Here is a 12,516-nt window from a genome sequence, read left to right as displayed (position 1 = left end):
GTCAGGCCGCTTCAGCGATCTGCCGGCCGATCTCGCGCAGGGCGCGGTCGCGGCCGGCGGCGAACAGCTGCCGGAGTTGCTCGCCGGCCCGGAAGCGGGCGTCACGGTATCGGCGAAGGGGGTGCGGATCATGCGGAATCTCCTCGAATCTTCGTACGAACGGCCACACCTGCAGGAGCAGCGCGGCGTTGGCGGCCCAGCCTTCGTACGGCAGCAGCGGCCCATCGCCGGCGGCGACAGCGCGTTCCAGAGCGAACAACCTATATAACCGAAGAGAAGCATAAGGGTCCGTCACGGCTGGAGCCGGCAGCAGATGACGGGCGCAGAGCCGGCCGCCGGCCCGGGTCAGACGCCGGGTGAAGGGTTCCGTATCGCCGCGCGCGACCGTGACGAGATCGGCACCGCCTTCGAAGCGGCGAAGCATCTCCGGCAAGCGCTCTGGTGGATCGGAGAAATCGCCCTGCATGGAGACGAAAGCGTCGCGTCGCGGATAACCCGAGCGGCGAAGCGTCGCCCGGATCAACCGGTCGAGGCTCGCGGCGTAGCCCCGCCGCTCCTCGTTGCGGAGCACGGTCAGCGGGAGCACCCGCGGATACCGCTCGAGCGTCTCGTCCGTCCCGTCGTCCGAGGCATCGTCGCAGACGAGCACGTGAAACTGCCGCCGCTCGCCGTAAAGCAGTTCGCGGATGCGCCACAACAGCGGACCCACGGTCTCGCGTTCGTTGTGAACCGGAATCCCGATGTGAATCACGCGCCCTCTCCGCGTTGCGCCACCCGCTTCCAGCGCCGGTGGAACCAGAAATACTGCTCCGGCCGCTGTTCGATCTCCCTCTCCAACACCCGAACCCATCCTTTCGTGACCTCGACCGGATCGGCGCCGGCGCCGGACCCACGGCCGTCGATCTCTTCATGGACGATCCTGTACCCCGATGGGTCTCGAACCAGGGCCGCGAAGAAGAGAGGGACATCGGCCGCGAGACACAAACGCGCCGGGGCCAGCGACGTCCAGGCGGGGCGGCCGAGGAAGTCGATCGGGGCGCTGCCCAGCCGGGTGTGCTGATCGGCCACGAGGGCAAGGATCCGGCCCGATCGCAGCGCGTCGAGCGCGGGCCTCGCCGCCGCGTCGCGGTCGAGCACTTCCAGCCCCGGCCGCGCGCGCAGCTCGCCCAGCCGACGGCCGAAGGCGCCTCGCTGCCGCTGCACGACCGTCGTCACGCGTACTCCGAGCGCTCGCACGGCGGCGGCGCCGAGCTCCCAGTTTCCGAGGTGCCCGGAGACGACCACGGCGCCGTCCCGCTCCGCGATCGCCGTGCGCAGGCGCGGGCCCAGCCCGGCCTCGTCGACGACGCGAGAAAGCGCTCGCTCGATCCGGGAGGGACCGCCCATGAGGAGCGCGGCCTCCCGGCCGAAGTGTCGGTAGCAGGCGCGAGCCGTGTCGCGCACCCAATGCGGTGTCGCGGTCGGGAAACTCGCGGCGAGCTGGGAGTCGACGACGCCGCGACGCACGCGGAGAGCGTCGCGACACAGCGTCCCGAGCGCCCGGCCGGCCGCGAGCGCCACCGGTTCCGGCGCGGCGCGCAATCCGAGATGCAGGCCGGCGACTCCGCCGTCCACGAGCGCGTCCGCGAGCGGTCGCCCGCCGCTCGGTCCACGCCGGCCCGCACGGTCCGTCACGGCTGCGAGACGTGTTCGAGCTGGTGGCCGAAGAGCCGGCGGTATGGCCCGCCGCGAGAGAGGAGCGCGTCGTGGCCGCCGGCGTCCACAAGCCGCCCGCGCTCGAGGACGAAGATCCGGTCGGCCTCGCGCACCGTGGAGAGCCGGTGGGCGACCACGATCACCGTGCGGCCGCGAAAGCCCGCCGCCGCCGTCCTGAGCGCCGTCTCCGTTTCGGCATCCACGGCCGACGTGGCTTCGTCCAGGATGAGGATCGGCGGATCGCGGAAGATGGCCCGCGCGATCCCGATGCGCTGGCGCTGGCCCGTCGACAGGCGCACGCCGCGATCGCCGAGTACGGTGCCGTAGCCGTCGGTCAGCCCCGTGATGAAGCCGTGCGCCCCGGCTGTCCGCGCCGCCGCCTCGACCGCCGCCGGATCCGGCGCATCGTGCCCGTAGGCGATGTTCGCCGCCACCGTATCGTGGAAGAGCACCGCCTCCTGCCCCACGAGACCGATGAGCCGGCGGAGGGAGTCCACCGAGAAGTCCCGGATGTCCGTCCCATCGATCGTCACCCGCCCCGCCTGAGGATCCGCAAACCTGGGCAGCAGATCGACGAGCGTGGACTTCCCGCTCCCGGACGCCCCGACGATGGCGACGACGGATCCGCGCGGGATGACGAGGTCGATGTCTCGCAGCGCGGCCCGGCCCCGCTCGTAGGCGAAGCTGACGCCCTCGTAGCGGATCTCCCGCTCGGGACCCGTCGCGATCCGCGACCCTCCGGCCGGCTCCGGGTCCTGGTCGAGGACCTCGAAGAAACGGTCCGCCGCGGCGAGGCCCTGCGCGGCGATGGCCGGATACTGCGCGAACGCCTTCACCGGCGTGATGGCCCGCAGCGCGATGGTCACGAAGGCGACGAACTGCTCGGGAGCGATCGACCCTCCGCCCCCCACGAACGACGCTCCGATCCAGACGAGGCCAAGCGCCACGACGGACGCGAGCACCTCGGAGAGGGGCGAGGCGAGGTGCCGGGTCGTCGCCGCGGCGATCCGCTTGCGGCTGAACGCGTCCGAACGGCGGCGGAAGCGTTCCTTCTCGAAATCCTCGGCGACCCTCGACTTCACGAGCCGCACCGCGCCCAGCGACTCCTGCAGCGCCGCGACGAGTTCGCCGTGGTCATCCCAGGTGCGGCGGAACCTTTCGCGCAGCCGTCCGAGCAGCGGCCGCAGACCGAGCCACACGAGCGGCACCAGGACGACGGCGATCAGCGCCAGCCTCCACGAGAGAGCGAACAGCGCCGCCGCGTAGGCCGCGAGGGTCGCGATCTGGCGCACGGCCTGCGCGAGCGCATCCGTCACGACGGGCTTCGCCTCCCCGGCGTCCGTGATCACGCGCGCGATCAACTGCCCCACTTTTCCACGCTCGAAGAAGGCGAGCGGCAGGTGCTGAAGGTGCGCGTGCACGGCGTTGCGCACGTCGCGGACGAGGAACTCCTGCGTGCGGATCGAGAGCGCCCGCCCCCCGACGATGCAGAGGTTCTTGAGGAGGAGCGCAGCCAGCACCAGCACGCACACGGCCCGCAGCCCGTCCAGTCCGGCTTCCGGGCCGAGCCACCCCCCGGCGATCCCGTCGATGAAGCGCTCCGCCGCGTTCCGTCCGCCGCCGGGCAGGGGAGGCCCCATGCCGAAGAGCGAGCGAAGGAACGGGATGAGCAGGAGGAGGCTGAACGCCTCGAGTCCGGCCGCGAGCACGCCGAGCGCCAGGCTCGCGAGGAAGGTCCACCGATAGGGGCGCAGGAACCGGAGCAGCCGCCGGTACGAGGATGCGCCCTCGCCGCTCCGGCCCGGAGTCATCGAGTCACCGCGGCGTGAGCAGCGCGGCCGGAAGCACCATCTCGTCGGGGCTTACGCCGCCATGGAGGAAACTGTCCCGGTACCGATTCTGGTATTCCCGGAGCCTCGTCGGATAGACGAAGAAGTAGTCCTCGCGACAGAGGGCAAAGGTCTGTTTCATCCCGCCGGGAGGCAGGCGCCATTCGTCCGCGTCCGACGTCGACATGACCGCGGCCGGATTTTCGACCTTCATGTCGTCTCCGATCTTGTAGCGCAGGCTCGTCGACGCGTCGCGTCCGGCGTAGATCGTGGCGGGCCGCCGGCAGTGAATCGAACCGTGGTCCGTCGTCAGGAGGACCCGCACTCCCCGTTGCGCGGCCAGCTGCAGCGCCTTCAGCGCCGGCGAACGCTCGAACCAGGTCACGGTGAGCGAGCGCAGCGCGCTGCTGTCCTGCGCCATCTCCCAGATCAGGCGCGATCGCGCCCTCCCGTGCGTGAGCATGTCCACGAAGCCGAACACGAGCGCGGTGGCCGAAGGGGACGACAGGTAGCCGCCGAGCCGCGCCAGCATCGGCTCGCTCTCCTGGGCCGAGAAGATCTTCTCGTAGTGTACGGGGAGCCGCGACGCCGTCAGTTCGTGGATCTGCCGCTCGAAGAGTTCGTCCTCGAACGAGTTGTAGCCGATCTCGCTGCCCCTCTCCCACCACTCCGGACGGCGCTCGGCGAGTTCGTCCGCGAAGATGCCTCCGAAGATCGCGTTGCGCGCGAACGGGGTCGCCGTCGGCAGGAGGCCCGCGTAGAGCGCCTCCTCGATCTCGAAGTATTCGCTCACGATGGGGAGGACAGCCCGCCACTGGTCCAGCCGCATACAGTCCATCACGACGAGCAGCGCCGCCGGGTCCTCGTCGAGGATCGGTCGAAAGAAGCGGGGCAGCACGTCGACCGAGAGGGTCGGCCCCCGCTCGCCTCCCTCATGTACCCATTCCCCGTACCGATCCGCCACGAGATCGCAGAAACCTCGACTCAGGTCGGTATGCAGCCCCTTGAGGATCTCGCGCAGGCCCGACTCGCCGGCCTCCTCCAGCCTCAGGTCCCAGTCGACGAGGTCCGAGTAGAGGTCGGCCCAATCCCGCCACGACGTCGCGGTGGAGACCCGCTCCCGCAACTCGCCGAAGCGGCGCGAGAAATCGCGCGTGATGTGCTCGTGGCGCAGGGCCGGGCCGGCGAGGAGCCGGGTCACGACCGAGAGCACCTGCCGGGGACTCGTCGGTTTGACGATGTAGTCGTCCGCCCGCCGTCCGATCGCCTCGTGCATGGTCGATTCTTCTTCGCTCTTCGTGACCATCACCACCGGGAGGCGCGGGGCGGAACTCCGGATGCGGTCGAGAACCTCGATGCCGCGCAGCCCCGGCATCCGCTCATCCAGCAGCACGAGGTCGTAGGAAGCCGCCGTCAGGAGCTCCATCGCGTCCTGGCCGTTCATCACGGCATCGACGTGATATCCCGAGGACCGCAGCAGCATGAGATGCGGACGCAGCAGGTCGACTTCGTCGTCCACCCAGAGGATGCGGCCCGCCACGGTCTTCGTCCCTTCGGTCATATGAGGCCTTTCAGCTTTTCAGATAGGAGCGGATGGCCCGCTCCAGCTTCAGCACGACGTCCTCGGCGCGGATTCTCGACATGCGTCCCGGCCGAGTGGCCCGGGACGGCGCCCGCCAGCCATCGGAGCCGGCGGAGCCGCGAAACCGGTCCACCGTGAGATCCGTGAACCGGCCGTAGGGACCGCTGCGCGCGGGATCCGTGTACCCGTACAGTCCGATGGTCGGCGTCCCCAGCGCCACCGCCATGTGCAGAGGGCCCGTGTCCGGCGCCAGCACGAGGTCGCTCGCGGAGAGCCGGCCCGCCAACTCCCGCAGCGTCCCTCCCAGCGCGACGCGCGGCGGGACCCCGCACAACTCCTCGAGGCGGCGGGCATCCCGCAGTTCCTCCTCCGAGTCTCCTCCCAGAAGGACGGGCTGAAGGCCCAGATCGCCGGCCGCCACGTCGATTACCCGCGCCGTCCCCTCGAGGGTCCAGTTTCGCCGGGCGTTGGAACTCCGCGGCACGATCGCAAGCACCGGTCGCGAGAATCCCTCTCTCCACCGCGCCGACACCCGCCGTTCCTCCTCCGTGAAATGAAAACGCCACTCCAGGCATCGCGGGACACCGAGATGATCGAGGAACTCGAACAGTTCGTCCTGAATGTGCGCCACGGGGGCCGGAGGGATGCGACGGTTCGTGGCCAGCCAGCTCAGGTCGCGGGCGCGCGCCCGATCGTGGCCGAGGCGCTCCGGAGAGCGCAGGAGACGCGTGACCATCCCTCCCTTGAAGTTCGGCTGCAGACAGATGACGAGATCGAACGTCTCCCCCGCCACGTCGCGCCGAAAGCGGGAATAGGCGCGGGCGCCGAGCCGTCGGTGGAAGATGATGGTCCGGTCGACGTCCGGCCGGCCGGCCATCAGCTTAGCCGGGCCCGGCTGCAGCACCCACATGATGTGGGAGCCGGGCCAGGCCCGCCGGAGGGACGCGACGATGGGCATCCCCTGGACGGTGCTTCCCACCGCGCTCATGAGCACGATGGCGACCCGGCGCGGCGGAGCGTCCGCGCCCCGAGGGGATCTATCGGCCCGCATCCCGGTACAGAAGTTGGCGGACCGTGACGAAACCGCGGGGCGGAACCGGCCCCGGAAAGACCCGCCCGGGCTGACAACGGCCCAAAAACACAGTAATCTCGGGGCGATGCGAACTCTCACCCGCTACATCCTGCGCCGTCACGCCGGGCCGTTCATCTTCGCCGTCATCGGCACCACGGTGCTGCTCCTCCTCGATCAGGTGAGCAAGCGCTTCGAGCGGCTCATCGGCAAGGACCTCGATTGGACCGTGATCGCCGAGGTCTTCATCTACTCGATCCCCTTCATCCTCGCCCAGACCCTGCCGATGGCCGTGCTCATCGCGGTCCTGTACGTCTTCAGCCGGATGGAGGGCGACTTCGAGATCACCGCCATCAAGGCGAGCGGCATCCCCCTGTCGCGCGTGATGGCTCCGCTCCTCGTCTGTGCCGTCATTCTGGCCGGCGGGATGACCTGGTTCAACAACACGATCCTGCCACAGTCGAATCATCACCTGCAGGTGCTGCTCCGGGGGATCGGCCGCAAGACGCCGACTTTCAACCTTCGGGAACATACGATCAACGAAGTGCTCCCGTCCTATGTCTACGTACACCCCGGCATGATCGACCGGGAAGAGAGCGTGGTCCACGATGTCGCGATCTATGATGAGCGGAACGGCCAGGAGAGCCGCTCCATCTACGCGACGCGCGGGACGATGGGCTTCTCCGAGGAGGGAGAGGACCTCTACTTCGACCTCGAGGACGGCGTCGTCCAGGTGCGCATGAACGAGCGTCCGCACGCCTTCCGTCGCATCGCCTTCGAGCAGATGCTGCTCAAGATCCCGGATGTGGCGAACGGGCTCGAGCGCGATACCGCCGCCATCCGAGGCGATCGCGAGATGAACATCGCCGACATGCGCGTGGAGGCGGATCGCGGCGCGCAGATGGCGGACGCGGCGCGTTCGGAGAGCCTCGTGTACGCGCGGGCAATCACCGGCATGCTGCTGGATTTCGAGCAACCTCTCGCGGACGCGCCGATTCCCGGGACCGGGGCCGAGCCGGCGGGCCGCACCCGTCCCCCGGAGAGCGAGATCGTCGACTGGAGGGATGACATCCCCGACCTGGAACGCGGCCGGGACGTCGACCTCCCCGACCGGCGAGACGACCTTCCACCGACACGCGCGACGCCCGCGCGTCGCGAGATCGAGCCGGGAACGCAGGATTCCCCATACCCCCCGAGCGGAGAAGCCGCCGCGCCGGACTCCACGACACAGGTCGCCGAGAACGCAGCCCGCCGCTTCTACTCCGCCACAGATGCGGCGACCCAGTTCCAGTCCTATGCGGAGCGCGAAGTCACGGGCCTTCGCCGGATCAACCAGTACTGGGTCGAGATTCACAAGAAGGGGACGATCCCGGCCGCGTGCATCGTCTTCGTCCTTCTCGGGGCCCCGATCGCCGTCCGGTTCCCGCGCGGGGGCATCGCGCTCGTCGTCGGCGTCAGCCTCGGCATCTTCGGGGCGTACTACGTGTCGCTCATCGGGGGTGAGCGACTCGCCGACCGCCTCTGGATCTCGCCGCTCTGGGCCATGTGGGCCCCGAACGTCCTGTTCGGGGCCGCCGGGCTCGTGGCCCTGGCCCGCTCCACCAAAGTGATGCGCTGACGCCGTGAAGCTGCTCGACCGGTACGTCCTTTCCCAGTTCCTGAGGATATTCGCGGCCTGCGCACTCGGCGTGCCGTTCCTCTTCATGGTCATCGACGTCGCCGACAACATCGACCGCTTCCTCGACCAGGGGTCCACCTGGTCCCAGATCATCCTCCACTACGTGTACGAGTTCCCGTACCAGTCGTTGCTCGGGTTTCCGATCGCCGCCCTGCTCGGGTCCGTGTTCACGGTGGCTTCCATGTCCCGGAACTTCGAGGTCGCGGCCGCCAAGGCGGGCGGCGTTTCCTTCTATCGGCTCGTCTTCCCGATTCTCTTCGGCGCGACGCTGCTCAGTTTCGTCGCGCTCGGTCTCACGGAACTCGTCTCCGTGACGACCCGGAAATCGGCCGAAATCCTCGAGCAGGAGGAGGCCCGCAGCCAAACGATCCGGAACTCCTTCGTCTACCGGGGAGACGACGGCCTCGTGTACAAGGCGCGGCTGCTCGACACGCGCGAGGGCCGCATGGACGACGTACAGATCGAGAGGAGGGGGGCGGAACCCGACTACCCCACGGTACACATCACGGCCAACACGGCGCAGTACGACTCGGCGTCCTCGCGTTGGGTGCTCCAGCAGGGGTGGATGCGGGAATTCCGCGGCCCGGAAGAGGAAACCGCCTACGAGTTCGGCGAGCTGTTCGTGCGGCAACTGGATGAGACGCCCGAGGAGCTACAGGCCAGGCCCAAGGAGCCGGACGAGATGCGCTACGCGGAACTGGGGCGCCTCATCGAGTCCGTCGAACGGTCGGGCGGCACGACGAACGGGCTGAGAACGTCTCGCGCGCTGCGTGTCGCCTTCCCCTTCGCCTGCCTCGTGATCGCCGTGTTCGGGATACCCCTGGCGCACAGCAACAAGCGGGGCGGCGCGCCGACCTCGATCGGGATCGCGCTCGGTACGACGATCCTCTTCCTCACCCTGATCCGGATCGCGGAGGCGATGGGCGCCGGAGGGGCGCTGTCGCCGACGGCGGCGGCCTGGCTGCCGAACATCATCTTCTTCGGCGGCGGCCTCGTCCTCTTCGCGAAGCTACGTACCTAGCCTCGTCTCGATTCGCTCGATGTCTGCGCGGACCATGAGGCGGATCATCTCCTCGAACGACATGCGGGGCTCCCAGCCGAGTTGCCGTTTCGCCTTCGACGGGTCGGCGCAGAGCCGTTCGACCTCGGCCGGCCGCAGGAGCGCGGGATCCTGCTCGACGTGCTCGCGCCAGTCGCGTCCGATCTCATCGAAGGCGATCTCGATCAGCCGCTGCACGGAGTGCGTCGCGCCGGTCCCGATCACGTAGTCCTCGGGCGTCTCCGCCTGAAGCATGAGCCACATCGCTTCGACGTAGTCGCCCGCAAATCCCCAATCGCGCTCCGCCTTGAGGTTCCCGATCGACAGACGGTCGGCGAGCCCGTGGTGGATGCGGGCCGCCTCCCAACTCACCTTGCGCGTGACGAACTCCCGGCCCCGCCGGGGACTCTCGTGGTTGAAGAGGATCCCGCTCGTCGCGAACAGGTCGTAGCTCTCCCGGTAGTTCACCGTGATGAAGTGGCCGTACACCTTCGCGACGCCGTACGGGCTGCGCGGATAGAAGGGCGTGTCCTCGCTCTGCGGCGTCTCCCGCACCTTCCCGAACATCTCCGAGGAGGAGGCCTGGTAGAAGCGGATCGTGTGGTCGACCGCGCGGATCGCCTCGAGCACGCGCGTGACGCCCAGCGCCGTGAACTCACCCGTCAGCAGCGGCTGGTCCCAGGAAGTGGGGACGAAGGACTGCGCGGCGAGGTTGTACACCTCCCGCGGGCCCACGCGTTCGAGAACGCGAATGAGCGACAACTGGTCGAGCAGGTCCGCCTGGTGGAGCGTGACCCGGTCCCGGAGGTGCGAGATGCGGTCGTACTTCTCCACGGAGGAACGGCGCACGACGCCGTGCACCTCGTACCCCTTGTCGAGCAGGAACTCGGCCAGGTAGGAGCCATCCTGTCCCGTGATGCCGGTGATGAGCGCGATCATGGCGGCCGAATATGCGCGGCCGGCGCGTCGCGGCCAAACGGCGCGGTGCGCGCGAGGCCGGCGTCGCCCGCGCGCTTGACCGAAGACAACCCGAATCCGACATTCCCCGTCCCCCGGCAGGCAGGACCGCCGGAAACCGAACGCCGAAGACAGAGGAGGCCTCGCAATCCCGCGCGCGACGCCGGTGCCGGAATGGGTGCCCGATCTTCCCGCGACCCCGGGCGTCTATGTCTTCGTGGATGCACACGGACATCCCCTCTACGTGGGGAAAAGCGTGAACCTGCGGCGGCGCGTGCGGGGCTACTTCTACTCGGGCGGGCCATCGAACGAGCGTCTGGCGGAGATGCTGCGGATCGCCCGGGGCGTCGAGGCACACCCGACCGGGAGCGACCTCGAGGCGCGACTCGTGGAGGCGGAGCGAATCCTCGGCCAGCGTCCGCCCTACAACAAGGCGCTGAAACGGCGCGACGCCGGTTGGTATCTGGAACTGCGCCGGAACGAACCCTTCCCACGGCTGCGCGTCGTGCGCCGGCCGCGCCGGGCCGAGGCCCGCTACGTCGGCCCCTTCTGGAGTCGTCAATTGCCCGAGCGCATCCGTCGCCTCGTGGAGAAGATCTTCCGGCTGCGGAGTTGCGCCGAATCGGTGCGGCCGGACGCCGCGCGGAGCCCGTGCATCCAGTTCGACATGGACCTCTGCACCGCACCCTGCGCTCGCCGCGCGGGACTCAACGCCTATCGGCGGCAGGCGGAAGCGGCCGGGCGTCTGCTCGCCGACCCGGGCTACGCCTGGGAACTCATGGACCGGTTCACGGAGGCGCGCGACGCCGCCTCAGAGGGGCTGGAGTTCGAGCGGGCCGCGGCGGCGCAACTTCGTCTCGACTGGATCGAGGAACTCGAGGAACTTCGGTTCCTGCTGGAGCCGGAAGCGGAACCGCACTCCTGGCTCATCGTGCTCCCCGGGCTCGATGAGGCGCACCGCGTGCTCCAGCCGGTGGCGCACGGACAGGTGCTCCGGCGGCGCCGGGTGGCGTGGGTCGAGGGCGCCTGGGAGGACGCCGTGGAAGACGCCTGCTACGCCGTGCGAGTGGCGGAGCTGCGGGCGCCCACCGTGCTTTCGCCGCGAGAGTCCGTGCCCAGCGTTATGGTCGGCCGGTGGATCGAGGAGGGCAGTGACGACGGACACGCGATCGACCTGACCCGTCTCGACGCGGCCGGCGCCATCGACCAGCTTCGGCGCTTGGCAGCCCGTGGCAAAACCCCGCGTCAGCGGCGAGAGCGGTGAAGCGCTCGCCTGACAAGGAGCGACGAGGGAGCATAGCCGTTGCTATGTGACCGAGGAGAGACGCAGAGCGCAGCGTTCAGGCGAGATGCAGCGCCGCTCGAACGCAGCGGGGCTTTTGCCACGGGCTGCCATCGTCCTGACGGACGTCGCGGAACCCCTTACCGTTAGCCGGGTCTGGTGTCCCATGCTCAGCAACTCAGACGTCGTCGCGGCCCGCGAACGGATCCGGTCCGGGGTCGCGCGGACCACCTGCCCGCAGTCCTTCGCCCTCGAGGCGCGCGCCGCCGGCCGCTTCCACCTCAAGACGGAGTTCCGGCAGCGCACCGGATCCTTCAAGGACCGGGGATCGCTCCACAAGCTCCTGCGCCTCGGCCCGACCGCCCGCGAAGGGGGTGTCGTTGCGGCCAGCGCCGGGAACCACGCCCAGGCCCTCGCGTATCACGCCTCCCGGCTGGGGATCGCGTGTACGATCGTGATGCCCACCCACGCGCCCCTCATCAAGGTCGCCCACACGCGCGGCTACGGCGCACGCGTGATTCAGACCGGGGAGACCCTCTCCGACGGGATGGCGCTCGTCGACCGTCTGGCCCGGGAGGAGGGATTCACGCCCGTCCACGCCTTCGACGACCTCGATGTGATGGCGGGCCAGGGGACGATCGGGCTGGAGATCCTCGAACAGGTGCCCGACCTCACGACGGTCATCGTCCCCGTCGGAGGGGGCGGGATGATCTCCGGCGTCGCGACCGTTGTGAAGGCGCAGCGCCCCAACGTGCGCGTGATCGGCGTGGAGGCCGCGGCCTCGCCGGGGGCGCGGGAGTCGCTGACCGCCGGGAAGCCCGTACACCTGGAGAACTCCGACACGCTCGCCGACGGCATCGCCGTGAAGCGGATCGGCGATCTCGCCTTCCCTCACCTGGCGACGCTTGTGGACGACGTCGTCCTCATCGACGAGGAACAGATCACCCGCGCGATCTTCTTTCTCCTCGAATCCGAGAAGTTCGTCGTGGAGGGCGGCGGAGCGGTGTCCGTAGCCGCCGTCCTCGAGGGGAGGGTCGAGTTCGGCCCGTCCGATGTCACCGTCTGCATCCTGTCGGGCGGCAACATCGACATGAACCTGGTGTCACGGGTCATCGACCGCGCGCTCTGGGCCGATGGCCGGCTCGCGCGTCTCGCGGTCGTCGTTCGCGACCGCCCCGGCTACCTCAACGAAGTGACGGCCCTCGTCGCGATCGAGGGCGCGAACGTCCTCCACGTCGAGCACACGCGCGCCTTCGGAGACATCTCCGTGGGCCGGGTGGGTATCGAACTCACGATCGAGACGCGCGGACCGGACCATATCGCGACGATCGTGGCCAAACTCCGCGAACTCGGCCACCGCGTCGAAGAGCTGTCCTGACGCATCC

At 69.2% G+C, this 12,516-nt stretch carries 10 protein-coding genes; 4 read left to right on the top strand and 6 right to left on the bottom strand.

Annotated elements, in window-relative coordinates; all coding sequences use genetic code 11:
* Nucleotide 1: 1 nt before the first annotated feature.
* Genes ACQY5G_RS07710 through ACQY5G_RS07690 form a run of 5 tightly spaced genes read right to left on the bottom strand, consistent with a single transcriptional unit; the run spans nt 2 to nt 6,094 of the window.
* Entirely contained in the window at nt 2-751 is a 750-nt protein-coding gene (locus tag ACQY5G_RS07710) for a glycosyltransferase family 2 protein (RefSeq protein ID WP_428278537.1), read from the bottom strand.
* Nucleotides 748-1,674: a lysophospholipid acyltransferase family protein gene (locus ACQY5G_RS07705; protein ID WP_428278536.1), complete on the bottom strand. Its 927-nt coding sequence runs from the start codon at nt 1,672-1,674 to the stop codon at nt 748-750. The genes ACQY5G_RS07710 and ACQY5G_RS07705 overlap by 4 nt, the downstream gene beginning before the upstream one ends.
* Nucleotides 1,671-3,506, bottom strand: coding sequence for an ABC transporter ATP-binding protein (locus tag ACQY5G_RS07700; RefSeq protein WP_428278535.1), 1,836 nt, complete (start codon nt 3,504-3,506; stop codon nt 1,671-1,673). Before ACQY5G_RS07700 ends, ACQY5G_RS07705 begins: the two co-directional genes overlap by 4 nt.
* Before the next feature lie 4 nt (nt 3,507-3,510).
* On the bottom strand, nt 3,511-5,085 hold the full coding sequence (locus ACQY5G_RS07695; protein WP_428278534.1) for a response regulator: 1,575 nt from the start codon (nt 5,083-5,085) through the stop codon (nt 3,511-3,513).
* A 10-nt stretch (nt 5,086-5,095) separates the two neighbouring features.
* Nucleotides 5,096-6,094 carry a glycosyltransferase family 9 protein gene (locus ACQY5G_RS07690; protein WP_428278533.1) on the bottom strand — a complete coding sequence of 333 codons (999 nt, stop codon included), beginning with the start codon at nt 6,092-6,094 and terminating at the stop codon, nt 5,096-5,098.
* A gap of 169 nt (nt 6,095-6,263) precedes the next feature.
* Here ACQY5G_RS07690 and ACQY5G_RS07685 point away from each other — a divergent pair, with 169 nt between their 5' ends.
* Together ACQY5G_RS07685 and ACQY5G_RS07680 are read left to right on the top strand one after the other, a co-directional pair.
* On the top strand, nt 6,264-7,793 hold the full coding sequence (locus tag ACQY5G_RS07685) for an LptF/LptG family permease (RefSeq protein ID WP_428278532.1): 1,530 nt from the start codon (nt 6,264-6,266) through the stop codon (nt 7,791-7,793).
* Between the two features lie 4 nt (nt 7,794-7,797).
* Nucleotides 7,798-8,874, top strand: a complete 1,077-nt coding sequence (locus tag ACQY5G_RS07680) for an LptF/LptG family permease (RefSeq protein ID WP_428278531.1) — start codon at nt 7,798-7,800, stop codon at nt 8,872-8,874.
* Here ACQY5G_RS07680 and gmd read toward each other — a convergent pair.
* Nucleotides 8,863-9,831 (bottom strand): GDP-mannose 4,6-dehydratase, encoded by a 969-nt coding sequence (gmd, locus tag ACQY5G_RS07675; RefSeq protein WP_428278530.1) that lies wholly within the window; start codon nt 9,829-9,831, stop codon nt 8,863-8,865. The genes ACQY5G_RS07680 and gmd overlap by 12 nt on opposite strands.
* Before the next feature lie 184 nt (nt 9,832-10,015).
* Here gmd and ACQY5G_RS07670 point away from each other — a divergent pair, with 184 nt between their 5' ends.
* Together ACQY5G_RS07670 and ilvA are read left to right on the top strand one after the other, a co-directional pair.
* Nucleotides 10,016-11,113: a hypothetical protein gene (locus ACQY5G_RS07670; protein WP_428278529.1), complete on the top strand. Its 1,098-nt coding sequence runs from the start codon at nt 10,016-10,018 to the stop codon at nt 11,111-11,113.
* A gap of 184 nt (nt 11,114-11,297) precedes the next feature.
* Nucleotides 11,298-12,509: a threonine ammonia-lyase gene (gene ilvA, locus ACQY5G_RS07665; RefSeq protein WP_428278528.1), complete on the top strand. Its 1,212-nt coding sequence runs from the start codon at nt 11,298-11,300 to the stop codon at nt 12,507-12,509.
* Nucleotides 12,510-12,516 lie beyond the last annotated feature (7 nt).

The organism is Candidatus Palauibacter sp. (assembly GCF_965261555.1).
In the GTDB taxonomy this organism is placed as follows: domain Bacteria; phylum Gemmatimonadota; class Gemmatimonadetes; order Palauibacterales; family Palauibacteraceae; genus Palauibacter.
This window is presented reverse-complemented; position numbering and strand designations above follow the sequence as displayed.

Coding starts and splice junctions, on each gene's coding strand:
- ACQY5G_RS07685 (WP_428278532.1), top strand. CDS start 6,264: ATGCGAACTCTCACCCGCTACATCCTGCGCCGTCACGCCGGGCCGTTC.
- ACQY5G_RS07690 (WP_428278533.1), bottom strand. CDS start 6,094: ATGAGCGCGGTGGGAAGCACCGTCCAGGGGATGCCCATCGTCGCGTCC.
- ACQY5G_RS07695 (WP_428278534.1), bottom strand. CDS start 5,085: ATGACCGAAGGGACGAAGACCGTGGCGGGCCGCATCCTCTGGGTGGAC.
- ACQY5G_RS07700 (WP_428278535.1), bottom strand. CDS start 3,506: ATGACTCCGGGCCGGAGCGGCGAGGGCGCATCCTCGTACCGGCGGCTG.
- gmd (WP_428278530.1), bottom strand. CDS start 9,831: ATGATCGCGCTCATCACCGGCATCACGGGACAGGATGGCTCCTACCTG.
- ilvA (WP_428278528.1), top strand. CDS start 11,298: ATGCTCAGCAACTCAGACGTCGTCGCGGCCCGCGAACGGATCCGGTCC.